This is a genomic window from Pseudomonas oryziphila (assembly GCF_003940825.1).
Lineage (GTDB): Bacteria > Pseudomonadota > Gammaproteobacteria > Pseudomonadales > Pseudomonadaceae > Aquipseudomonas > Aquipseudomonas sichuanensis.
Genome location: NZ_CP034338.1, coordinates 3913139 through 3934603, shown reverse-complemented (window position 1 = coordinate 3934603; position 21465 = coordinate 3913139). Strand labels below are relative to the sequence as shown.

Here is a 21465-nt window from a genome sequence, read left to right as displayed (position 1 = left end):
GAGCAACGTTATAGCCAAAACCAATCAGCAACATGAGGTTTGCCAATGAGCCATTGCGCCGTCGCTTGGATAGGATGGCCTCCATCAACTTACTCACCCCATGAAGGAGCACCACATGCCTATCATCAACAGCCAGGTCAAACCGTTCACCGCCACCGCCTACCACAAGGGCGAGTTCGTTCAGGTCAGCGAAGCCGACCTGAAAGGCAAATGGTCCGTCGTGTTCTTCTACCCAGCCGACTTCACCTTCGTCTGCCCGACCGAGCTGGGCGACCTCGCTGACAACTACGCCGAGTTCCAGAAGCTGGGCGTCGAGATCTACGGCGTGTCCACCGACACCCACTTCACCCACAAAGCCTGGCACGACACCTCGGACACCATCGGCAAGATCCAGTACCCGCTGATCGGTGACCCGACCCACATCATCTCGCGCAACTTCGACGTGCTGATCGAAGAAGCCGGCCTGGCCGATCGCGGTACCTTCGTGATCAACCCGCAAGGCCAGATCAAGATCGTCGAACTGAACGACGGTGGTGTAGGCCGTGACGCTGCCGAGCTGCTGCGCAAAGTCAAAGCTGCCCAGTACGTTGCCGCCCACCCGGGTGAAGTCTGCCCGGCCAAGTGGAAAGAAGGCGAGGCCACCCTGGCGCCGTCCCTGGACCTGGTTGGCAAGATCTAAGGCCATGTGCCAATCGCGGGCGGTGAGCAGCCGCCAAAGCTGAAGTACTCACTGCCCCGTCAAACGCCCGGGCGACCTCGCCTGGGCGTTTTTGTATCCGAAGTTTGAAAAAGGAATCGCCCGTATGTTGGACGCCACGCTTAAATCGCAACTGAAAACCTACCTGGAGCGGGTCACCCAGCCGATCGAGATCGTCGCTTCCCTCGATGACGGCGCGAAGTCCCGCGAATTGCACGACCTGCTGGTGGAAATCGCCGGCCTGTCGAACCTCATTACCTTCAGCGCGGACGGTAACGACGCCCGTCGTCCTTCGTTCTCGCTGAATCGCCCAGGGGCGGACATCAGCCTGCGCTTTGCCGGCATCCCCATGGGCCACGAATTCACCTCCCTGGTGCTGGCGCTGCTGCAGGTCGGCGGCCATCCCTCGAAAGCCAGTGCTGAAGTGATCGAGCAGATCCAGGCCCTGGAAGGCGAATTCACCTTCGAAACCTACTTCTCGCTGTCGTGCCAGAATTGCCCGGACGTGGTCCAGGCGCTGAACCTGATGGCGGTGCTCAACCCTAACGTGCGCCACGTCGCGATCGACGGCGCGCTGTTCCAGGATGAAGTGGAAAGCCGCAAGGTCATGGCGGTGCCGAGCATCTACCTGAACGGCGAAGTGTTCGGCCAGGGCCGCATGGGCCTGGAAGAGATTCTCGGCAAGATCGACACCGGCGCCGGCGCCCGCCAGGCCGAGAAGATCAACGCCAAGGACGCTTTCGACGTGCTGGTGGTCGGCGGTGGCCCAGCCGGCGCCGCGGCAGCCATCTACGCGGCACGCAAAGGCATCCGTACTGGTGTTGCCGCCGAGCGCTTCGGCGGCCAGGTACTCGACACCCTGGCCATCGAGAACTTCATCTCGGTGCAGGAAACCGAAGGGCCGAAACTGGCCACGGCGCTGGAAGAGCACGTCAAGCAGTACGACGTCGACATCATGAACCTGCAGCGCGGCGAAGCGCTGATCCCGGCCACCGATGGCGGCCTGCACGAAGTGCGTCTGGCCGGCGGTGCCTCGCTCAAGGCCAAGACCGTGATCCTGGCCACCGGTGCCCGTTGGCGCGAAATGAACGTGCCGGGCGAGCAGGAATACCGCGCCCGTGGCGTGGCCTACTGCCCGCACTGCGACGGCCCGCTGTTCAAGGGCAAGCGCGTGGCGGTGATCGGCGGCGGCAACTCCGGCGTGGAAGCGGCCATCGACCTGGCCGGTATCGTCGCCCAGGTGACCCTGATCGAGTTCGACAGCCAGCTGCGCGCCGACGCGGTGCTGCAGCGCAAGTTGCACAGCCTGCCGAACGTCACGGTGATCACCCGCGCGCTGACCACCGAAGTGATCGGCAATGGCGAGAAGGTGACCGGCCTGCGTTACAAGGACCGCAGCACCGACGAAGTGCATGACCTGGCGCTGGAAGGCATCTTCGTGCAGATCGGCCTGCTGCCGAACACCGATTGGCTCAAGGGCACGGTCGAGCTGTCGCCGCGTGGCGAGATCATCGTCGATGCCAAGGGCCAGACCAGCATCCCCGGCGTGTTCGCTGCCGGTGACGTGACCACGGTGCCGTACAAGCAGATCGTCATCGCCGTGGGCGAGGGCGCCAAGGCTTCGCTGGCGGCGTTCGATCACCTGATTCGGACTTCGGCGCCGGCGTAAGCCTGTTCCGGCCTCTTCGCGGGGCAAGCCCGCTCCCACGAGCCTAGACACACGCTCGTGGGAGCGGGCTTGCCCCGCGATTGCGTTGGTGTGGCAGTGGCTATCATGTAGGGCAGGCCTATTTCGGAACCTTACCCATGACCCTGATCAGCCGCGAACCCTGGTGGCTTGTGCCACCCCAGCCCGGGCAGAAAGAGCAGGACCTGCACTGGGGCTACCTGGAAATCTACGCCGATGGTCGTACCGTGTTTGTCGACCAGCGCCCCAGCGAGCGCGAAATGGCCGAGCGCAAGAGCTGTCGCAACTTCCCCGAAGCACTCAAGCCCTGACCTCAGCCTTCCAGCTGGGCCAGGCGTTCCTCCAGCGCGGCGATCCGCGCTTCCAACGCTTCGATGCGCTCCTGCGAGACACTGCCGGCACTGCTGCGTGCGCCACCTTCCTGCTGACGCGCGGCGAGGATAGCTTCGATTTCCGCTGGATCGCCCAGGGCGTGGGTGTAGCGGTCCTCACGCTGGCCGGCCTGGCGCGGCAGGTGCAGGGCCAGGCCACGGGAGATCAGGCGCTCCAGCTGGTGCTGGACCTGGTCGACGTCTTCGAAATCATGCAGGCGGTTGCTGCGGGTCAGCAGTTCGTTCAGGGTTTGCGGGCCGCGCAGGAACATCAGGCCCATCAGCACCAGTTGCGCCGGTACCAGCTCCAGCGCCTTGTCCACTCGCTGCTCCCAGCGGTCGGCACGGCTGCCCATCTGCAGGCGGGCCATGTTCTGCCCTTCGAGAGCGCGCAAAGCCTGGCCAACCTGGCCGGGGGAGAGGTTCATGACAGGTTCGCGGCTGGTTTTCTGGTTACAGGCCAGGACCAGGGCATTGAGGGTCAGGGGGTAGGTTTCCGGGTTGCTGGCCTGCTTTTCGATCAACGAACCGAGGACGCGGATTTCAGTGCTGTTGAAGCGGCCTTCGCCGGTGCTTTCGTGTTCAGACATGGCCCTGACTCATTGCGAGGAAAAGGCCACTAGCCTAGGTAAAGTGCCCGGCTTAAGCAATCGCCGAACACATCGCGGGGCAGGCCTGCTCCCACCGTGGGAGCGGGCTTGCCCCGCGATGGCCCTATCAGGAGCTGCGCTGCTCCATGGCCTGGCACGCGGCGGCGGTGAACAGTACATCGGTGGAGGAGTTCAGCGCCGTCTCGGCCGAGTCCTGCAGCACGCCGATGATGAAACCGACCGCCACCACCTGCATGGCGATCTCGCTGGGAATACCGAACAGGCTGCAGGCCAGCGGGATCAGCAGCAGCGAACCACCGGCCACACCCGAGGCGCCGCAGGCACAGACCGCCGCCACTACGCTGAGCAGCACGGCGGTGGGCAGGTCGACCGGGATGCCCAGGGTGTGCACGGCCGCCAGGGTCAGCACAGTGATGGTGATCGCCGCGCCGGCCATGTTGATGGTCGCGCCCAGGGGGATTGATACCGAGTAGGTGTCCTCGTGCAGGCCGAGCTTTTCCGACAATGCCAGGTTGACCGGGATGTTGGCCGCCGAGCTGCGGGTGAAGAACGCGGTGATGCCGCTTTCGCGCAGGCACAGCAGGGTCAGCGGGTACGGGTTGCGGCGGATTTTCCAGAATACGATGAGCGGGTTCATCACCAGTGCCACGAACAGCATGCAGCCCATCAGCACGCCCAAAAGGTGCAGGTAGCCCAGCAGCGCTTCCAGGCCGGATTGCGCCAGGGTCGAGCTGACCAGGCCGAAAATACCCAGCGGGGCGAAGCGAATGACCACGCGCACGATCAGGGTGACGCCGTTGGACAAGTCCTCGACCACGGTGCGGGTGGTGTCATTGGCATGGCGCAGGGCAATGCCCAGGCCGATGGCCCAGGTCAGTACGCCGATGAAGTTGGCATTGAGCAGGGCGTTGATTGGGTTGTCGACGGCGCTCAGCAGCAGGTTCTGCATTACTTCGGTGATGCCGCCAGGGGCGCTGAGCGTGGCTTCGCTGGTGTTCAGCACCAGCTGCGAGGGGAACAGCAGGCTGGCGGCCACGGCCACCACTGCAGCGGCAAAGGTGCCCAGCAGGTACAGCCAGAGGATCGGGCGGATATGGGTTTCCTGGCCGTGGCGGTGGTTGGCGATCGAGGCCATCACCAGGATGAACACCAGCACGGGGGCAACCGCTTTCAGGGCGCTGACGAACACCTTGCCAAGAAAGCCAAGGTCACGGGCCACGGAGGGCGCGAGCAGGGCCAGGGCGATGCCGGCCACCAGGCCGATGCAGATCTGCGTCACCAGGCCGGTGCGGTTGATGAGGCGAAGAACGGGGGTCATGTGCAGCGCAATCTCGGGACGAATGAACCGCGCACTTTACCACAGCCAGGTATGCCACTTATCGCGGGGCAAGCCCGCTCCCACGCAGGGCGTTCGGGCAATCCAGGTAGGGTGGGAGCGGGCTTGTCGGGACGCCGAACCGCCCGCGATGTGTTCACCAGTGAAACAACTCCCGCCGGGCCCCCTCTGTGATCGCCACGATGCCCGGGTGCTTGACCTTGCGTTCCACCGAGATGGCATAGAAGGACTCGTTCACCGCCTCGGTCTGGCCGATCAGCCGTACCCCGTACTGGCGGCACACTTCTTCGGCGATCACGCTGGGGGCGACGAAGATGCCGCTGCCGGACTGGCCGAAGGCCTGCATCAGTGCGCTGTCGTCGAACTCACCGACAATGCGCGGCTGCACCTGTTGCTCGGCCAGCCAGCGCAGCAGGCGGCTGCGCACTACGGTTTCCTGGCCGGGAATCAACAGCGGCGCATCGTCCAGGCAGGCGGGGAAGGGCTTGTCGAGCTGTGCGGCCAAGGTGTGCGTGGCAAAGAAGCTCAGGCCGCATTCTCCCAGTTTCTGGCTGTAACCCTTGATGTCCAGGTGGTTGGGCATGGGGCTGTCGGAAATCACCAGGTCCAGGCGCTGGATCGCCAGGTCTGCGAGCAGGCGCTCGAGCTTGTCTTCGCGGCAGCTGATGCGCAGCACCTCGTCCAGCTCCATGGTTGGCGCCAACAGGCGGTAGACGATGGACTTGGGCACCACGTCGGCCACCCCCACGCGGAACAGGATCTGTTCCTGAGGGCCGGCACGCAGCATGGCTTCCAGCTCGCCGCCGATCTGGAACATCTGCTCGGCATAGGTGAGTGCCTGGCGGCCGGTTTCGGTCAGCTCCAGCTGACGACCGACGCGCTGGAACAGCTCCAGGTTCCAGGTCTGCTCGAACAGGCTGATCTGCCCACTGATCGTCTGCGGCGTAAGATTCAGTTGCTCGCTGGCGCGGGCGATACTCCCGGTCTTTGCTACAGCCCAGAAGTAATGAAGCTGGCGGTAGTTGAGCATGGTGTTTCCGGATTCGTAAAAACCGAAGTATATCAGCTGAAAAAACGAATTTTCTGGATGTTTCAGCCCCTCTAGAATGCGACCCCATCAGGCGCCCCGCGCGCCGCACGGATATCGACAAGCGAGGACCCCATGTTGCAACTCAAATCCATCGGTACGCCCCTGGTGCTGGCCCTGGCGTTGTTCGCCATGAGCGGCTGCGACCAGGCCGAGAAGTCCGCCCAGCAGATGCTCGACCAGGCCGCCGAAACGGCCAAGCAGGCCATCGACAAGACCAACGATGCCGCCCAGCAGGCGCTGAGCGACGCCATCGGCAGCGATGGCGAGAAGGCCAAGGCCGAAGACGACAAGAAAAACACCCAAGACATCTGACCCACCGGACCCGAAGCAGGACTGACCAATGGAATATTTGCTGGAACTCGCCGCTAGCCCCACCGCCTGGGTTGCCCTTGCCACCCTGGTGGCCATGGAGGTCGTGCTCGGCATCGACAACCTGATCTTCATCTCGATCCTCACCAACAAGCTGCCTGAGCAATTCCGCTCGAAGGCGCGACGCATCGGTATCAGCATGGCCTTGGTCATGCGCCTGGCGCTGCTCAGCACCGTGGCCTGGATCGTCCAGTTGACCGAGCCGGTGATCGATGTGTTCGGCCATGCCTTCTCGTGGAAGGACATGATCCTCATCGCCGGTGGCTTGTTCCTGCTGTGGAAGGCGACCAAGGAGATCCATGAAAGTGTCGATCCCCACGGCGCCAAGGAAGAGTCCAAGCTCGGCAGCACCGTGACCATTGGTTTCACCGCGGCGATCTTCCAGATCCTGCTGCTGGACATCGTCTTCTCGATCGACAGCATCATCACCGCCGTGGGCATGACCGAGCACCTGCCGATCATGATCATCGCCGTGATCAGCGCCGTGATCGTGATGCTGGTGGCCGCCGACCCGCTGGCCAAGTTCATCAACGACAACCCGACCGTGGTAATGCTGGCCCTGGGCTTCCTGATCATGATCGGCATGACCCTGATCGCCGAAGGCTTCGGCGCCCATGTACCGAAAGGCTACGTGTATGCCGCCATGGCCTTCTCGACGGTGATCGAGATGCTCAACATCATGGCCCGCCGGGCGCGGTTGAAGCGCGAGGCTGCCGAGGGTTGAGGTAGTTTCGCCAACCTTTCGCGGGGCAAGTCGCATCGGCGCACCGCCGCTCCCACGTTATGAACTGCTCCTCAAGGGTTGGATGGGTGTCCAACTTCTTGGGGCAGTCCAAAGCGTGGGAGCGGCGGTGCGCCGATGCGACTTGCCCCGCGATGATTCATGACTTGCCGGCAGTCTTGCGCCGGCGCGGGGTTGTGGCTTTGGCCACTCCTGGTTCCGTCTTGCGCTTGCCGCCACTCCCACGCTTCTTCTTCCACGGCGCACCCTTGCCTCCCGGCGCGAGGGGCGGGCCGCTGATGTTCAGGCGCATCCCCGCGCAGCGCTGTACCAGCTTGCCCATCCAGGCCGACTGCCGGGCGACGAACTCCTCAAGGCTCATCTCACCGCTTTGCACCATATCCAGCGCCTGCTCCCAGATGGCCGTGGTGCCGGGGTCGGCGATGGCGCGGGGCACGGCATCGATCAGGCTGAACGCCGCGGGTGTCGCCGACAGCGCCTTGCCATGCTTGACCAGATAACCCCGATCGAGCAGGCCCTGGATGATGCTGGCGCGGGTGGCCTCGGTGCCGATACCGGTGGTTTCCTTGAGCTTCTGCTTGAGCAGCGGGTCATCCACCAGCTTGGCGACGTTCTTCATCGCCTTGATCAGGTCACCCTCGGTGAAGGGCTTGGGCGGCTGGGTCCACAGGTCTTTCAGTTGCAGATCATGCAGCGCGCAGTCCTGCCCTTCGCGCAGGGCGGGCAGCACCTGGGCCGGTGGTGCTTCGCGGCCTTTGGCCGGGGTGAGAGCCTCGGGCAGGGCGCGGCGCCAGCCCGGCTCGACGATCTGCTTGCCCACCGCGCGCAGCGCTTGCCCGGCGCAGTCGAACTCGGCCTGGGTGCGGTCGTATTCGTGGTTGGGCAGGAACTGCGCCAGGTAGCGGGCGCGGATCAGCGTGTAGACCGCCTTGTACTTGGGCGGCAGGCGCGCCGGGTCGCTGGCGGCGGCGGTGGGGATGATGCCGTGGTGAGCGCTGACCTTCTGGTCGTTCCACGCCCGTGAGCGGCGCTGGGGCTCAAGATGCGCCTGCAGCGGTGCGAGGCTGGCGTCGGCACGCTGCAGGGCGGCGAGGATCGCCGGTGCCTCGCCGTGCTGGCTGAGCGGCAGGTAGCCGCTGTCGCTGCGCGGGTAGGTGATCAGCTTGTGGGTTTCGTACAGGGCCTGGGCGATGTCCAGCGTCTCCTGGGCGCCCAGGCCGAACTTTTTCGAGCACAGCTCCTGCAGCGTGCCCAGGTCGAAGGGCAGCGGCGGCGCTTCGCGCACGCGCTCGGTGGCAACCTTGAGCACCCGCGCCGTGCCCGCGGCCTGCATGGCGGCGGCGGCCTGCTGCGCCAACGCTTGTTGCAGGCAGCGGCCCTGGTCGTCGCAGGCGTCTTCCGGCGCGCGCCACTGGGCATTGAACACCTGGCCTGCGCTTTCCAGCTGCACGTCGATTGCCCAGAACGGCACTGGCACGAAGTCGGCGATGCTGCGGTCGCGGTCCACCACCAGGCGCAACGTCGGGGTTTGCACCCGGCCCACCGGCAGCACGCCCTGGTAGCCGGACTGGCGGCCGAGCAGGGTGAACAGGCGGCTCATGTTCATGCCGATCAGCCAGTCGGCACGTGAGCGGCCCAGGGCCGAGTGGTACAGGCTGAAGGTTTCCTGGCCAGGCAGCAGGCGCCCCAGGGCCTTGCGGATCGAGGCATCGTCCAGTGCCGACAACCACAGGCGCTGGATGGGGCCGCGGTAGCGGCAGTGCTCGACCAGTTCGCGGGCGATCATCTCGCCCTCGCGGTCGGCGTCGGTGGCGATCACCAGCTCGCGGGCCTCGCCCAGCAGGCGCTTGACCGCCTTGAACTGGCTGGCGGTCTTGGGCTTGACCGTCATCTTCCATTTGTCGGGGATGATCGGCAGGTCATCGAGGGACCAGCGTTTGTAGCGTTCGTCGTAGCTGTCCGGTGGCGCGGTTTCCAGCAGGTGGCCGATGCACCAGGTGACGCACAGGTCGGTGCCTTGCCAGCAGCCATCGCCACGGCGCTGGGCGCCGAGCACCTTGGCGATGTCTTTTGCCTGGGAGGGTTTTTCGCAGAGAAAGAGGCGCATGGCCGGCAACGCTTCATCGTTGGAGATGGGGCACTAGGATGCGCAAGGCAGGGCGGGCAGGCAAGTTTTATCTGTATGAATGTACAGGTTTTATGCCCGCACCTTTGGCAGGGTAGCCCCAGGCACGGCGTTGGACCTGAGGTCGAGCCCCGTGCGAACTTGGCCCTTCGCCCGTCAGTCGTGTCAGTGGACGATGTCGCTGGGGCGTTTTTCCTACCTGCAACAAGGACGTCAACTAATGCCCGTATTCGATTACAAGCAGCTCGACAGCGCCGCCTCCGGCGCGCTTTACCAGGACGCCATGGCCCTGGCCATGTACGCCTACCATGGCATCGACGACGGCTTTGCCGCCGGCTACCAGCAACATGGCTTCGGCCTGGGCCTGCCGGCCACGCTGGTCAAGGCGTTGATCGGCGGCAGCGACAGCCAGGGGGTGATCCCCGGCATCCCGTGGAACCCCGATTCCGAAGCCAAGGCGCTGGCTCAGGTGAAGGCAGCCGGCTGGGCGCCGATCAGCGCCGCGCAGTTGGGCTACAACGGCCACACCGACGCCCGCGGTACCTTTCACGGGGAAACGCCGGGCTACACCAGTGCCCAGGTGGAAATCCTCGGGCGCTACGATTCCAATGGCCAGCTGAGCGCGATCGGCATTGCCTTCCGTGGCACCAGTGGGCCCCGCGAGAACCTGCTGGGGGACACCCTGGGCGATGCGGTGAACGACCTGTTGGCGGCGCTGGGGCCGGCCGGCTATGCCCGCGACTACGCGGCCAAGGCCTTCGATGGCCTGCTCGGTGACGTAGCGGCCTTCGCCAAGGCCAACGGCCTGAGCGGCGCCGACATTACCGTCAGCGGCCACAGCCTGGGTGGCCTGGCGGTCAACAGCCTGGCCGACCTGAGCGGTACGCGCTGGGGTGGCTTCTTTGAGGACGCGCGCTACGTTGCCTTCGCCTCGCCCACCCAGGCGGCAAACCCCGACAAGGTGCTCAACATCGGCTACGAAAACGACCCGGTGTTCCGTGCGCTCGACGGCACGTCGGTCACCTGGGGCACCCTGGGCGTGCATGACAGTGCCAAGGCTTCGGCCACCGACAACATCGTCAACTTCAACGACCACTACGCCTCGGACGCCTGGAACTTGCTGCCGTACTCCATCGGCAACATCGCCACCTGGCTGTCGCACCTGCCGGCGGCCTATACCGACGGCCTGGGCCGGGTGCTGGACTCCGGCTTCTATCAGTGGACCAGCCGCGACTCGACCATCGTGGTCAGCAACCTGTCCGACGTCACCCGGGGCTCGACCTGGGTGCAGGACCTCAACCGCAACGCCGAGACGCACAAGGGCAGCACTTTCATAATCGGCAGCGAGCAGGCCGACCTTATCCAGGGCGGGCGTGGCAACGACTACCTGGAAGGGCGCGGCGGCAATGATACGTTCCGTGACCAAGGCGGTTTCAACCTGATCGACGGTGGCAGCGGCCACGACACCTTGAAGCTCGGCGATGCGCTGGCCAACCTGAGCATTGCCCGTGACGGGCAAGGGACGCTTTACGTGCGCGACGCCGAGGGCGGCATCAGCCTGGTTCGCAACGTGGAGAGCCTGGTGAGCCAGGAGACGAGCCTGGTGTTCTTCAGCAAGGAGGTCAGCCACACGGTGGGCGTCGATGGCTTGCTCTCCAGCGGCAAGCTCAACCTCTACGCCGCCTCGCAAAGCGGCAGCCAGGCGGGCGACACCTTGGTGGCCGGCAAGCAGGGCCAGTGGTTGTTCGGCCTGGACGGCGACGACCGCCTGGTGGGCGGTGCGGGCAATGATGTGCTGGTGGGCGGGGCCGGCAACGACCTGCTCAGCGGCGGGGCAGGGCGCGACACCTTCCTGTTCGACGGCCATTTCGGCCAGGACCGGGTGCTGGACTTCAGCAGCCAGGACCGTCTGGTGTTCATGGGGGTGGACGGTGGCACGGCGTCGCGGGACTTCCGTGATCACCTGAGCCAGGTGGGTGATGACCTGGTGCTGACCTTCGGCAAGGACAGCGTGACTCTGGTGGGCATTGCCGGGCAGGGCCTGGCGGACGGCCAGATCGTCATCGCTTGATGGAGTGAACCCGTCGCGGCCGGGCGCCGCGCCGGGTTCAGGCCGGGATCAGTATTCCCAGAAGATACGTTGCAGTTCCTTGCTGTCCTGGGTCTTGGTCATGGCGACCATGGCCAGGATGCGGGCTTTCTGCGGGTTCAGGTCGTGGGCCACGACCCAGTCGTTCTTGTCATCAGGTTGTTCGGCGTTGCGCAGAACGAAACCACCCTGGTTGACGTGGGACGAACGAATGATCTGCACGCCGTTCTTGCGCAGTTCCTGCAGGGCAGGGACGACGCGCGACGATACCGAGCCGTTGCCGGTACCGGCGTGGATGATCGCCTTGGCGCCACCCTGGGCCAGGGCCTTGTAGGCGGTGTCGGTGACGTTGCCGTAGCCGTAGGCAATGTCCACGGCAGGCAGGCTGCTGATGGTCTTGATGTCGAACTCGGAGTTGACCGTGTGGCGCTTGGCCGGCAGGCGGAACCAGTAGGACTTGCCTTCCACTACCATGCCCATCGGGCCCCAGGCGCTCTTGAAGGCTTCGGTCTTGATGTTGACCGACTTGCTCACATCGCGGCCGGACTGGATCTCGTCGTTCATGGTCACCAGCACGCCTTTGCCACGGTTCTGCTTGTCGCTGGCCACGGCCACGGCGTTGTACAGGTTGAGCATGCCGTCGGCGGACATGGCGGTGCCCGGGCGCATGGAGCCGACCACCACGATCGGTTTGTCGGTCTTCTCCACCAGGTTGAGGAAGTAGGCGGTCTCTTCCAGGGTGTCGGTGCCGTGGGTGATGACGATGCCGTCGACGTCCTTGCTGTCGGCCAGTTCGGCAACACGCTTGCCCAGCTTGAGCAGGTCGTCGTTGCTGATGCTTTCGGAGGCGATCTGCATGACCTGCTCGCCGCGCACGTTGGCGATGTCGGCCAGTTCCGGCACGCCGGCGATCAGCTTGTCGATGCCGAGCTTGGCGGCCTGGTAGGTGGCGCTGTTGGCGGCGCTGGCACCGGCGCCGGCGATGGTGCCGCCAGTGGCGAGGATCACCACGTTGGCGAGCTTCTGTTGTTGCTCGGCTTCCTTGGCCGAAACGGAGGTCGGCAGGGCCAGCAGCAGGGCCAGGGTGGCCGGGGTGAAGGCCTTGAGTGCGATGTTGATCATAGTTCTTCTTCTCTCTTCCTAATGAGATGTTCGCTGTGTCGCACCACAGTCAGGCAGATTTCGTACCAGGCCTTACCGTTCGTCGTTTTTCATCTGTAAGCCGTTGATATTCATCATGTGTAACCTGAATGAGTGAGACTGCGCGGGTTGCCGTCGTTCGGCATCCCGAACAAGCGTAGGAAAAGTGTTCGGTTTTTCGGATAAATTGCGGATAATCTGGCGTGCGTGCTGGCGCTTTGCCTACGCACTGGATTTGACAAACGCGGGACCTGTTTCCATAGTGAGTCACCGCAAACGTTTGCATCCGATAAAAAACACAAAATTCGGAGTCATTTCCATGAAACTGCCGTTCTCCGGTCGTCCGCTGGCCGTCGCTGTGCTCTCTTCGCTGATGTTCGCCCTGCCACTGTCTGCCGCCCATGCCGAGGACGCGCCCAAGGTCGCCCTGGTGATGAAGTCTTTGGCCAACGAGTTCTTCCGCACCATGGAGGACGGCGCCAAGGACTACCAGAAAGCCCACCCCCAAGATTTCGAACTGATCGCCAACGGCATCAAGAATGAAACCGATACCGGCGAGCAGATCCGCATCGTCGAGCAGATGGTCAACTCAGGCGCCAAGGCCTTGGTGATCGCGCCGGCCGACTCCAAGGCGCTGGTCGCGGCGGTGAAGAAGGCCATGGACAAAGGCGTTGTGGTGATCAACATCGACAACCGCCTCGACCCCGAACTGCTCAAGAGCAAGGGCATCAGCGTGCCCTTTGTCGGCCCCGACAACCGCAAGGGCGCGCGCCTCGTCGGCGATTACCTGGCTAAAGAGAAGCTCAAGGCCGGCGATCAGGTCGGCATCATCGAGGGCGTGCCGACCACCACCAACGCCCAGCAGCGCACCGCCGGCTTCAAGGACGCCATGGAAGCCGCGCAGATGAAGATCGTCTCGGTGCAATCCGGCAATTGGGAGATCGACAAAGGCAACGCCGTGGCCGCCTCGATGCTCAACGAATACCCCGACCTCAAGGCGCTGCTGGCCGGCAACGACAGCATGGCGCTGGGCGCGGTCTCGGCCGTGCGCGCAGCGGGCAAGGCCGGCCAGGTGCAGGTGGTCGGCTACGACAACATCAAGGCCATCAAGCCGATGCTCAAGGATGGCCGCGTGCTCGCCACCCTCGACCAGGCCGCCAGCCAGCAGGCGGTGTTTGGCATCCAGGCGGCGTTGGCGGTGCTCAAGGGCGAGAAGCCTGCCGTGGATGCCGACAATGTGATCCAGACACCGGTGGAACTGATTACCCAGTGATTGACTTGTGGGAGCTGGCTTGCCAGCGATCACCGGCGAAGCCGGTGCCATGCACCGAGTTGCCGTCATCGCTGGCAAGCCAGCTCCCACAGGGGGGTGTGCTATTTGAACATGTTGGGAGAGATGGCCATGTCAGTACCGGCCAATGAAACCATGCTGGCCGTCAGCGGCCTGGGCAAGACCTACGCCCAGCCGGTGCTCGGCGACGTCACCCTCGAGCTGCGCGGCGGCGAGGTGCTGGCGCTGACCGGCGAAAACGGTGCGGGCAAGTCGACCCTGTCCAAGCTGATCGGCGGCCTGGAAATCCCCACCGCCGGGCAGATGCACTACCGCGGCCAGCCCTACAACCCCGGCAGCCGCGCCGAGGCCGAGCGCCTTGGGGTGCGCATGGTGATGCAGGAGCTCAACCTGCTGCCGACCCTGACCGTGGCCGAGAACCTGTTCCTCGACAACCTGCCCAGCCGCTTCGGCTGGATCAGCCAGAAGCGCCTGCGCCAGTTGGCCACGGCGGCCATGGCCCAGGTGGGCCTGGAGGCCATCGACCCGGACACCCCGGTTGGCGAGCTGGGGATCGGCCATCAGCAGATGGTCGAGATCGCCCGCAACCTGATTGGCGATTGTCATGTGCTGATCTTCGACGAGCCCACGGCCATGCTCACCAGCCGTGAGGTGGAACTGCTGTTCACCCAGATCGAGCGCCTGCGCCAGCGTGGCGTGGCCATCGTCTATATCTCGCACCGCCTCGAAGAGCTGCAGCGCGTAGCCCAGCGCATCGCCGTGCTGCGCGACGGCAAGCTGGTATGCGCCGAGCCGATCCAGCGCTACAGCAGCAACGAGCTGGTCAACCTGATGGTCGGCCGCGAGCTGGGTGAACACATCGACCTTGGCCGCCGCCAGATCGGCGCGCCGTTGCTCAAGGTCGACAAGCTCAGCCGTGGCGACAAGGTGCGTGAGGTGTCGTTCGAAGTAAGGGCAGGGGAGATCTTCGGCATCTCCGGGCTGATCGGTGCCGGGCGCACCGAGCTGCTGCGCCTGATCTACGGCGCCGACCGCGCCGACAGCGGGCAGATTGCCCTTGGTCTGCCGCCGCAGCCGGTGAGCATCGACTCGCCCAAGGCCGCCGTGGCCGCCGGCATCGCCCTGATCACCGAGGACCGCAAGGGCGAAGGCCTGCTGCTGACCCAGTCGATCAGCGCCAACATCGCCCTGGGCAACCTGGGCGCGGTGTCCCGTGCCGGTGTGCTCGATCGCGACGCCGAGCGCAGCCTGGCCGAACGGCAGATCAGCGCCATGCGCATTCGCAGCGCCGGCCCGGCGCAGGCGGTGGGCGAGCTGTCCGGCGGCAACCAGCAGAAGGTGGTGATCGGCCGTTGGCTCGAGCGTGACTGCCAGGTGCTGCTGTTCGACGAGCCCACCCGCGGGATCGACGTGGGTGCCAAGTTCGACATCTATGGCCTGCTCGCCGAGCTCGCTCGCCAGGGCAAGGCCCTGGTGGTGGTGTCCAGCGACCTGCGCGAGCTGATGCTGATCTGCGACCGCATCGCCGTGCTGTCCGCCGGGCGGCTGATCGACACCTTCGACCGTGACCGCTGGAGCCAGGACCAGTTGCTTGCCGCCGCCTTTGCCGGCTACCAGAAACGTGATGCCCTGCTGCACGACGCAGCTCCCAGGATGGACGCATGAAAACCTCCCCTCTCGACACCTCGGGCGCCGTGCCCGCCCGCCGCAGCGGCAACTATTATGGCCTGGGCACCTACCTGGGCCTGGCCGGCGCCTTGCTGGCGATGATCGTGCTGTTCTCGTTGCTCAGCAGCCACTTTCTCTCCTATGCCACCTTCAGCACCCTGGCCAACCAGATCCCCGACCTGATGGTGTTGGCGGTGGGCATGACCTTCGTGCTGATCATCGGCGGCATCGACCTGTCGGTGGGCTCGGTGCTGGCGCTGGCCGCCTCCACGGTCAGCGTGGCGATCCTCGGCTGGGGCTGGGGCGTGCTGCCCGCCGCCTTGCTCGGCATGGCCGTGGCGGCGCTGGCCGGCAGCATCACCGGCAGCATTACCGTGGCCTGGCGCATCCCGTCGTTCATCGTCTCGCTGGGCGTGCTGGAGATGGCTCGGGGCCTCGCTTACCAGTTCACCGACTCGCGCACCGCCTACATCGGCGATGCCTTCGCCTGGTTCTCCAACCCCATCGCCTTCGGCATTTCGCCGGCCTTCATCATTGGCCTGCTGGTGATCGTGCTGGCCCAGCTGGTGCTGACCCGCACGGTGTTCGGCCGTTATCTGATCGGCATTGGGACCAACGAAGAAGCCGTGCGCCTCGCCGGTATCGACCCGCGCCCTTACAAGATCCTGGTGTTCGCCCTGATGGGCGTGCTCGCAGGCCTGGCTGCGCTGTTCCAGATTTCCCGCCTGGAGGCCGCCGACCCCAACGCCGGTGCCGGCCTGGAGCTGCAGGTGATCGCCGCCGTGGTGATCGGCGGCACCAGCCTGATGGGTGGGCGTGGCTCGGTCATCAGTACGTTCTTCGGGGTGCTGATCATCTCGGTGCTGGCCGCAGGCCTTGCCCAGATCGGTGCTTCGGAGCCCACCAAACGCATCATCACCGGGGCGGTGATCGTCATCGCCGTGGTGCTCGACACTTACCGTAGCCGGCGTGCGAACCGGCGGAACTGATAAAACATGGCCACCATCAAAGATGTCGCGGCACTGGCGGGTATTTCCTACACCACCGTGTCCCATGTACTGAACAAGACCCGTCCGGTCAGCGAACACGTGCGCCTGAAGGTCGAGGCGGCGATCGCCGAGCTCGACTACGTGCCCAGCGCCGTGGCCCGCTCGCTGAAGGCCCGCAGCACCGCCACCATCGGCCTGCTGGTGCCCAACAGCGTCAACCCGTACTTCGCCGAGCTGGCCCGGGGCATCGAGGATGCCTGCGAGCGCAACGGCTACTGCGTGATCCTGTGCAACTCCGACGACGATCCGCAGAAGCAGCGCAGCTACCTGCGTGTGCTGCTGGAAAAACGCATCGACGGCCTGGTCGTCGCCTCGGTGGGCGAGGAGCGTGACCTGCTCGACAGCCTGGCCTGCGTGCGCACGCCCATGGTCATCGTCGACCGCGCGCTGGACGGCGTCGAGGCAGACCTTGTGCGGATCGATCACGAGCATGGCGCTTACCTGGCCACCCGCCATTTGCTGGAGCTGGGCCATCGCGACATCGCCACCATCGCAGGCCCCGTGGACACCGGCGTCAGCCAACTGCGCCTGGCCGGTTTCCGTCGGGCCATGGCCGAGGCCGGGCTGCGCATTGCCGCCGGCCATGTGTTGCACAGCGACTTCACCAGCCCTGGGGGCCATGCCGCCGCGGCGCGCCTGCTCGATGGCCAGCGGCCGACGGCGATCTTCGCTGGCAACGACATGATCGGCTTTGGCGTGCTGCGCGCCGCCGCCGAACGCAATATCAACGTGCCAGGCGAGCTGTCGGTGATCGGTTTCGACGACATCGAACTGAGCCGCTATGTGTACCCGGCGCTGACCACCGTCGGCCAGTCGATCCGCGAGCTGGGCGAGAGCGCGGCGGCGCTGCTGCTGTCGCGCATTGGCGCTCCGAGCTGTGGGGCGGTGGAGCAGCGCATCGTCGCGCCGCGCATCGTCCTGCGCGAATCCACCGGGCCGCGCCCGGACCTGTTCAACGATTACCGTTAAGGAATGCCCATGGATGCCAAGGTGGTAGTGGTCGGCAGCCTCAACATGGACCTGGTGGCCCGCGCCCAGCGCCTGCCACGGGGCGGTGAAACCCTGGCCGGTGACAGCTTCTTCACCGTGCCCGGCGGCAAGGGCGCCAACCAGGCCGTGGCCGTGGCCCGGTTGGGCGCCAGCGTGGCGATGGTCGGCAATGTGGGTGACGATGCCTATGGCCAGCAGCTGCGCAAGGCGCTGGAAGTGGAGGGTGTCGACTGCCGGGGCGTCGGCGTTTGCCCGGGGGTTTCCAGTGGCGTGGCGCTGATCGTGGTGGATGCCGCCAGCCAGAACGCCATCGTCATCATTGCGGGTGGCAATGGCTTGCTCAGCCCTGAGTCGGTGCAGCGCTTCGACGCGTTGCTGCAGCAGGCCGAGGTGATCATCTGCCAGCTTGAAGTGCCTGCCCAGACTGTGGCCTGGACCCTGGCGCGGGGGCGCGAGCTGGGCAAGACCGTGATCCTCAACCCGGCGCCGGCCACCGGCCCGCTGCCGGCGGGCTGGTACGCCCAGGTCGACTACCTGATCCCCAACGAAAGCGAGGCCGAGGCGCTGACCGGGGTGGCGGTGACCGACCTCGACAGTGCTCGCCGTGCCGGCGAGCAGTTGATAAAGCTGGGGGCAGGGACGGTGATCGTCACCCTGGGTGCCCAGGGGGCATTGTTTGTCGACGGGCAGGGCGACAGGCATTTCCCCGTCGCGCCGGTCAACGCGGTGGACACCACGGCGGCCGGTGACACCTTTGTCGGTGGCTTTGCCGCCGGCTTGGCCCGTGGCCTTTCGCTCAACGACGCAATCGTTTTCGGGCAGCGTGCAGCGGCGTTGTCGGTTACCCGCGCGGGTGCCCAGCCTTCGATTCCCTATCTGCGGGAGCTGGCGCCATGAAGAAGACGCCGCTGCTGAACATTGCCCTGTCACGGGTTATTGCCGGGTTGGGCCATGGCGACATTGTGGTGATCGGTGATGCCGGTTTGCCGGTGCCGCCCGGGGTCGAACTGATCGACCTGGCGCTGACGCCGGGGATTCCCGACTTCGCCAGCGTGCTGCGGGTGGTGTTGAGCGAGATGCAGGTTGAGCGGCATGTACTGGCCGAGGAAATCCTCCTGGCTGCGCCGCCGGCGTTGGTGGAGGTTGAACGTTTGCGTGGCGAGGGGCTGATCGGTCTGCGCCAATTACTGACCCACGCTGAGTTCAAGGTTTTGTGCCAGCAGGCCCGGGCCGTGGTGCGCACGGGGGAGTGCAAGCCTTACAGCAATATTGCCCTGGTGGCGGGCGTCACTTTCTGAAGCCTTGGTGGTAATGCCGCTGCCAAGCTATCTACAACCCTTGTGGGAGCGGGTTTACCCGCGAATCAGGCGCCGCCGATGCATGGCACCGGCTTCGCCGGTGTTCGCGGGTAAACCCGCTCCCACAGGGGGGCGATAAGGTCAACCAATTGGAGAAAGGAAAACCCAATGTTCAAACGCCTGCTGCAAGGAGCCGTGCTCATGTCCGCGCTAGCCACTACCGCCGTCATGGCCGCCCCACGCGACCTGATCATCGACACCGACCCCGGCGCCGACGACGTGGTCGCGCTACTGCTGGCCATGGCTTCGCCTGACGAGCTGGAAATCCGCGCCATCACCACGGTCGCCGGCAACGTGCGCCTGGACAAGACCTCGCGCAACGCCCGGCTGGCCCGTGAATGGGGTGGCCGTGAAGATATCCCAGTCTATGCCGGGGCAGGGCGGCCGTTGGTACGCGCGCCGATCTACGCTGCCAATGTGCACGGTGAAGAGGGGCTGACCGGTATCCAGGTGCATGAGCCGAAACAACCCTTGGCCAAAGGCAACGCCGTGCAATACCTGGTCGATACCCTGGGCGCCGCCGAGCCCCACAGCATCACCGTCGCCATGCTCGGCCCACAGACCAACCTGGCCCTGGCGCTGATCCAGCAGCCGGACATCGCCAAGGGCATCAAGGAAGTGGTGGTCATGGGCGGCGCTCACTTCAATGGCGGCAATATCACCCCGGCGGCCGAGTTCAACCTGTATGCCGACCCGCACGCCGCCGAGGTGGTGCTGGCCAGTGGCGTCAAACTCACTTACCTGCCGCTGGACGTCACCCACAAGCTGCTCACCAGCGATGCACGCCTCAAGCAACTGGCGGCGGTGAACAACAAGGCCAGCAAGCTGGTGGTGGATATCCTCAACGCCTACATCAAGTTCGACATGGACACCTACGGCATGCCTGGCGGCCCGGTGCACGATGCCAGCGTGATCGCCTACCTGCTCAAGCCCGAGCTGTTCAAGGGGCGGGACATTCACATGGTGGTCGACAGCCGTGAGGGCCCGACCTTTGGCCAGACCGTTGCCGACTGGTACGGCGTGCTCAAGCAGCCCGCCAATGTCACCTGGGTGGAGGAGGGTGACGCAAAAGGCTTCTTCGACCTGCTCAGCGCGCGCCTGGCTCGATTGCAATAGCAGCCTGAGGCGCGTGGCGTTCCAGTACCTGCTCGATGAAGCTGCGCGCCGCTTCACCACCGCGGTCGCGCACCAGCAGATCGATGGCGATCAGTACCAGTTCTTCGGGCGAACCCGGGCTATAGGCACTCTGGCCTTCGTCCCATTTGACCTTGATGTCGGCATCGATGCTGTGGTTGCTCATGAAGCGTTCTCGCTGGGGCCTGGGCTGAGGGGTCGAATACCGGGTCCTGGCGTTCGAGGGGGAGGCGTTGCGCACTCCACTGTTTGCAGTAAATCATGCCTTGGTCACCTTGGCCCTGCGACTTAGGCATAAGGGCGGCGCCAGGGTGAACCAGTGGTTCGGTGCAAAATCCCGTCACGATTGCCCTTCGCGTCTACGGCCGGGTTCAGGCAGAATCTTGCAGTTTTGCAACAATCAGTTTTAGGGGCTGTCGTATTGGCCAGTTCCCACGATCGATTAGGAGGATTCATGTTCCGTACCCGCGCTTCCCTGGCGACCCTGTTGCTGGCCACCGTTCTTGCAGGCTGCAGCACCGGCGGCACCTCGGGTGGCACCGCCGCACCTGCCGCCCCGGCCGGCAACGATGGCCGCTGCGAAGCCAGTGGCGCCGATTTCACCGTCGGCAAGCCGGCTACCGCGGAGTTGCTCGAGCAGGCGCGCAAAGCCAGTGGCTCGCAGATGGCGCGCATCCTCAAACCCCACGACATGATCACCCTGGAGTATCGCTCCGAGCGCCTGAACCTGAATGTCGATGACAAAGGTGTGGTCACCCGCGTCAACTGCGGCTGATGGTGCTCGCGGGGCAAGTCGCATCGCGATGAGACCTGCAAGGGCGATGGCGCCTTTTCGCAGCCAATAAAAAACCCGCCACAAGTGGCGGGTTTTTTACAGCTATCCGAATTACTCCGGACGAACCTGTGCAGCCTGCATGCCCTTCTGGCCTTTCTCGGCGACGAAGGAAACAGTCTGACCTTCTTTCAGGCTCTTGAAACCGTCGGTTTCGATGGCCTTGAAGTGTACGAACAGGTCGTCGCCGCCGCCTTGTGGGGTGATGAAGCCGAAGCCTTTTTCATCATTGAACCATTTGACGGTGCCGGTTTGGCGATTGGACATGGGATGAATCTCCAGAAACATGATTTTTTTTCGAGGTGCGATGTGGCCAAGGCTACAGGGGCACCGGCTACATCATAGTCTAATTCTGCGGATCAGGCGCCTATTACCTTCGCACTATGTCGATAAAGCGTAAATGAAGGGGGCCAAGGCCGCATAAAACGCAGCTATTTCGGCTATTTCGGCTGGCAGGCGTCCTGCACGGCGGCCTGAGCACGGTGCATCAGCTTGGCGTCGACACCGTCCGAGCTGTCGAGGTCCTTGATCTCCTCGTCGGTAAAGTTCTTTTTGATGATCTGGGCGCCGCAGGTGCAGTGCCTGGTCGCCGTCGCGGCGTCGACGCCTTGCGCCTTGGCTGTTTGCTGGCACTGGGCCATGTAGTTTTTCTCCTTGCCCGCCGGGAAGTCGCCCGCAGTGGCAGCCAAGGGCAGCAGCAGGGCGCTAACGGCGCAGGCGGCCAGAAGGGAGGGAAGTCGCATAACCGGATACTCCTTGGGTTAAGGTCTCATCAAGAGTAGGTTGCTTCAGAAGGTCTGATAGGAAATTTTCCGTACAAGTTCACCTGGCAGGCACGCTTACCAAAATTTTCTGCCGACCCCTCTAGCCCCGTGCTAGCATGCCT

22 protein-coding genes are annotated in these 21465 nt (G+C 64.6%); 14 read left to right on the top strand and 8 right to left on the bottom strand.

The features are described from left to right. The first annotated feature begins 115 nt into the window (after positions 1 to 115). The 3 genes from ahpC (at position 116) to EJA05_RS18540 (ending at position 2695) form a co-directional block, all read left to right on the top strand. A complete protein-coding gene (gene ahpC / locus EJA05_RS18550) occupies positions 116 to 679 on the top strand; it encodes an alkyl hydroperoxide reductase subunit C (RefSeq protein WP_110993908.1) in 564 nt (187 codons plus the stop codon). 124 nt (positions 680 to 803) lie between these two features. Then, positions 804 to 2366 carry an alkyl hydroperoxide reductase subunit F gene (ahpF, locus tag EJA05_RS18545; RefSeq protein WP_125859359.1) on the top strand — a complete coding sequence of 521 codons (1563 nt, stop codon included), beginning with the start codon at positions 804 to 806 and terminating at the stop codon, positions 2364 to 2366. Between the two features lie 137 nt (positions 2367 to 2503). Continuing rightward, positions 2504 to 2695 (top strand): hypothetical protein, encoded by a 192-nt coding sequence (locus EJA05_RS18540; RefSeq protein WP_110993906.1) that lies wholly within the window; start codon positions 2504 to 2506, stop codon positions 2693 to 2695. 2 nt (positions 2696 to 2697) lie between these two features. Here EJA05_RS18540 and EJA05_RS18535 read toward each other — a convergent pair whose 3' ends face one another. The 3 genes from EJA05_RS18535 to nhaR form a co-directional block, all read right to left on the bottom strand. After that, positions 2698 to 3345, bottom strand: a complete 648-nt coding sequence (locus EJA05_RS18535) for a YceH family protein (RefSeq protein WP_125859358.1) — start codon at positions 3343 to 3345, stop codon at positions 2698 to 2700. A gap of 127 nt (positions 3346 to 3472) precedes the next feature. Next, a complete protein-coding gene (sstT, locus tag EJA05_RS18530; RefSeq protein WP_125859357.1) occupies positions 3473 to 4684 on the bottom strand; it encodes a serine/threonine transporter SstT in 1212 nt (403 codons plus the stop codon). A 154-nt stretch (positions 4685 to 4838) separates the two neighbouring features. After that, positions 4839 to 5732 (bottom strand): transcriptional activator NhaR, encoded by an 894-nt coding sequence (gene nhaR / locus EJA05_RS18525; protein WP_125464751.1) that lies wholly within the window; start codon positions 5730 to 5732, stop codon positions 4839 to 4841. A 132-nt stretch (positions 5733 to 5864) separates the two neighbouring features. Here nhaR and EJA05_RS18520 point away from each other — a divergent pair, with 132 nt between their 5' ends. Continuing rightward, positions 5865 to 6104: a hypothetical protein gene (locus EJA05_RS18520; RefSeq protein ID WP_125464750.1), complete on the top strand. Its 240-nt coding sequence runs from the start codon at positions 5865 to 5867 to the stop codon at positions 6102 to 6104. A gap of 28 nt (positions 6105 to 6132) precedes the next feature. After that, positions 6133 to 6885 (top strand): TerC family protein, encoded by a 753-nt coding sequence (locus tag EJA05_RS18515; protein WP_110993902.1) that lies wholly within the window; start codon positions 6133 to 6135, stop codon positions 6883 to 6885. A gap of 157 nt (positions 6886 to 7042) precedes the next feature. Here EJA05_RS18515 and EJA05_RS18510 read toward each other — a convergent pair whose 3' ends face one another. Then, the gene (locus EJA05_RS18510; RefSeq protein ID WP_125859356.1) at positions 7043 to 9010 is read right to left on the bottom strand and encodes a DNA topoisomerase III; all 1968 of its coding nucleotides are present in this window, start codon (positions 9008 to 9010) and stop codon (positions 7043 to 7045) included. Positions 9011 to 9248: 238 nt separating this feature from the next. Between EJA05_RS18510 and EJA05_RS18505 the strand changes: the two genes are divergently transcribed. Further along, positions 9249 to 11099 (top strand): polyurethane esterase, encoded by a 1851-nt coding sequence (locus EJA05_RS18505; protein WP_125859355.1) that lies wholly within the window; start codon positions 9249 to 9251, stop codon positions 11097 to 11099. Between the two features lie 48 nt (positions 11100 to 11147). On the opposite strand, the gene EJA05_RS18500 is transcribed toward EJA05_RS18505, so the two are convergent. Then, entirely contained in the window at positions 11148 to 12239 is a 1092-nt protein-coding gene (locus EJA05_RS18500; RefSeq protein WP_125464747.1) for an asparaginase, read from the bottom strand. 337 nt (positions 12240 to 12576) lie between these two features. Here EJA05_RS18500 and EJA05_RS18495 point away from each other — a divergent pair, with 337 nt between their 5' ends. The 7 genes from EJA05_RS18495 to EJA05_RS18460 all read left to right on the top strand — a co-directional run bounded on the left by EJA05_RS18495 (position 12577) and on the right by EJA05_RS18460 (position 19729). Beyond that, complete coding sequence (locus tag EJA05_RS18495; protein ID WP_125464746.1) at positions 12577 to 13530, top strand: sugar ABC transporter substrate-binding protein; 954 nt, start codon at positions 12577 to 12579, stop codon at positions 13528 to 13530. Between the two features lie 129 nt (positions 13531 to 13659). Then, positions 13660 to 15213: a sugar ABC transporter ATP-binding protein gene (locus EJA05_RS18490; protein ID WP_125859354.1), complete on the top strand. Its 1554-nt coding sequence runs from the start codon at positions 13660 to 13662 to the stop codon at positions 15211 to 15213. After that, complete coding sequence (locus EJA05_RS18485; protein WP_125859353.1) at positions 15210 to 16205, top strand: ABC transporter permease; 996 nt, start codon at positions 15210 to 15212, stop codon at positions 16203 to 16205. Before EJA05_RS18490 ends, EJA05_RS18485 begins: the two co-directional genes overlap by 4 nt. Before the next feature lie 6 nt (positions 16206 to 16211). Continuing rightward, the gene (locus EJA05_RS18480; protein WP_125464743.1) at positions 16212 to 17234 is read left to right on the top strand and encodes a LacI family DNA-binding transcriptional regulator; all 1023 of its coding nucleotides are present in this window, start codon (positions 16212 to 16214) and stop codon (positions 17232 to 17234) included. A 9-nt stretch (positions 17235 to 17243) separates the two neighbouring features. Continuing rightward, on the top strand, positions 17244 to 18152 hold the full coding sequence (rbsK, locus tag EJA05_RS18475; protein WP_125859352.1) for a ribokinase: 909 nt from the start codon (positions 17244 to 17246) through the stop codon (positions 18150 to 18152). Next, positions 18149 to 18553: a D-ribose pyranase gene (rbsD, locus tag EJA05_RS18470; protein ID WP_125859351.1), complete on the top strand. Its 405-nt coding sequence runs from the start codon at positions 18149 to 18151 to the stop codon at positions 18551 to 18553. Before rbsK ends, rbsD begins: the two co-directional genes overlap by 4 nt. Positions 18554 to 18721: 168 nt before the next feature. Continuing rightward, a complete protein-coding gene (locus EJA05_RS18460) occupies positions 18722 to 19729 on the top strand; it encodes a nucleoside hydrolase (RefSeq protein WP_125859350.1) in 1008 nt (335 codons plus the stop codon). Here the strand turns inward: EJA05_RS18460 and EJA05_RS18455 are convergent. Then, on the bottom strand, positions 19701 to 19913 hold the full coding sequence (locus tag EJA05_RS18455; RefSeq protein ID WP_125464739.1) for a hypothetical protein: 213 nt from the start codon (positions 19911 to 19913) through the stop codon (positions 19701 to 19703). The two genes, EJA05_RS18460 and EJA05_RS18455, sit on opposite strands and share 29 nt — an antisense overlap. Before the next feature lie 288 nt (positions 19914 to 20201). Between EJA05_RS18455 and EJA05_RS18450 the strand changes: the two genes are divergently transcribed. Then, the gene (locus EJA05_RS18450) at positions 20202 to 20522 is read left to right on the top strand and encodes an I78 family peptidase inhibitor (RefSeq protein WP_125859349.1); all 321 of its coding nucleotides are present in this window, start codon (positions 20202 to 20204) and stop codon (positions 20520 to 20522) included. 111 nt (positions 20523 to 20633) lie between these two features. On the opposite strand, the gene EJA05_RS18445 is transcribed toward EJA05_RS18450, so the two are convergent. Further along, on the bottom strand, positions 20634 to 20846 hold the full coding sequence (locus EJA05_RS18445) for a cold-shock protein (RefSeq protein ID WP_007956027.1): 213 nt from the start codon (positions 20844 to 20846) through the stop codon (positions 20634 to 20636). A gap of 173 nt (positions 20847 to 21019) precedes the next feature. Continuing rightward, positions 21020 to 21322 carry a hypothetical protein gene (locus tag EJA05_RS18440; protein WP_125859348.1) on the bottom strand — a complete coding sequence of 101 codons (303 nt, stop codon included), beginning with the start codon at positions 21320 to 21322 and terminating at the stop codon, positions 21020 to 21022. Positions 21323 to 21465 lie beyond the last annotated feature (143 nt).

Coding starts and splice junctions, on each gene's coding strand:
- ahpC (WP_110993908.1), top strand. CDS start 116: ATGCCTATCATCAACAGCCAGGTCAAACCGTTCACCGCCACCGCCTAC.
- ahpF (WP_125859359.1), top strand. CDS start 804: ATGTTGGACGCCACGCTTAAATCGCAACTGAAAACCTACCTGGAGCGG.
- EJA05_RS18540 (WP_110993906.1), top strand. CDS start 2,504: ATGACCCTGATCAGCCGCGAACCCTGGTGGCTTGTGCCACCCCAGCCC.
- EJA05_RS18535 (WP_125859358.1), bottom strand. CDS start 3,345: ATGTCTGAACACGAAAGCACCGGCGAAGGCCGCTTCAACAGCACTGAA.
- sstT (WP_125859357.1), bottom strand. CDS start 4,684: ATGACCCCCGTTCTTCGCCTCATCAACCGCACCGGCCTGGTGACGCAG.
- nhaR (WP_125464751.1), bottom strand. CDS start 5,732: ATGCTCAACTACCGCCAGCTTCATTACTTCTGGGCTGTAGCAAAGACC.
- EJA05_RS18520 (WP_125464750.1), top strand. CDS start 5,865: ATGTTGCAACTCAAATCCATCGGTACGCCCCTGGTGCTGGCCCTGGCG.
- EJA05_RS18515 (WP_110993902.1), top strand. CDS start 6,133: ATGGAATATTTGCTGGAACTCGCCGCTAGCCCCACCGCCTGGGTTGCC.
- EJA05_RS18510 (WP_125859356.1), bottom strand. CDS start 9,010: ATGCGCCTCTTTCTCTGCGAAAAACCCTCCCAGGCAAAAGACATCGCC.
- EJA05_RS18505 (WP_125859355.1), top strand. CDS start 9,249: ATGCCCGTATTCGATTACAAGCAGCTCGACAGCGCCGCCTCCGGCGCG.
- EJA05_RS18500 (WP_125464747.1), bottom strand. CDS start 12,239: ATGATCAACATCGCACTCAAGGCCTTCACCCCGGCCACCCTGGCCCTG.
- EJA05_RS18495 (WP_125464746.1), top strand. CDS start 12,577: ATGAAACTGCCGTTCTCCGGTCGTCCGCTGGCCGTCGCTGTGCTCTCT.
- EJA05_RS18490 (WP_125859354.1), top strand. CDS start 13,660: ATGTCAGTACCGGCCAATGAAACCATGCTGGCCGTCAGCGGCCTGGGC.
- EJA05_RS18485 (WP_125859353.1), top strand. CDS start 15,210: ATGAAAACCTCCCCTCTCGACACCTCGGGCGCCGTGCCCGCCCGCCGC.
- EJA05_RS18480 (WP_125464743.1), top strand. CDS start 16,212: ATGGCCACCATCAAAGATGTCGCGGCACTGGCGGGTATTTCCTACACC.
- rbsK (WP_125859352.1), top strand. CDS start 17,244: ATGGATGCCAAGGTGGTAGTGGTCGGCAGCCTCAACATGGACCTGGTG.
- rbsD (WP_125859351.1), top strand. CDS start 18,149: ATGAAGAAGACGCCGCTGCTGAACATTGCCCTGTCACGGGTTATTGCC.
- EJA05_RS18460 (WP_125859350.1), top strand. CDS start 18,722: ATGTTCAAACGCCTGCTGCAAGGAGCCGTGCTCATGTCCGCGCTAGCC.
- EJA05_RS18455 (WP_125464739.1), bottom strand. CDS start 19,913: ATGAGCAACCACAGCATCGATGCCGACATCAAGGTCAAATGGGACGAA.
- EJA05_RS18450 (WP_125859349.1), top strand. CDS start 20,202: ATGTTCCGTACCCGCGCTTCCCTGGCGACCCTGTTGCTGGCCACCGTT.
- EJA05_RS18445 (WP_007956027.1), bottom strand. CDS start 20,846: ATGTCCAATCGCCAAACCGGCACCGTCAAATGGTTCAATGATGAAAAA.
- EJA05_RS18440 (WP_125859348.1), bottom strand. CDS start 21,322: ATGCGACTTCCCTCCCTTCTGGCCGCCTGCGCCGTTAGCGCCCTGCTG.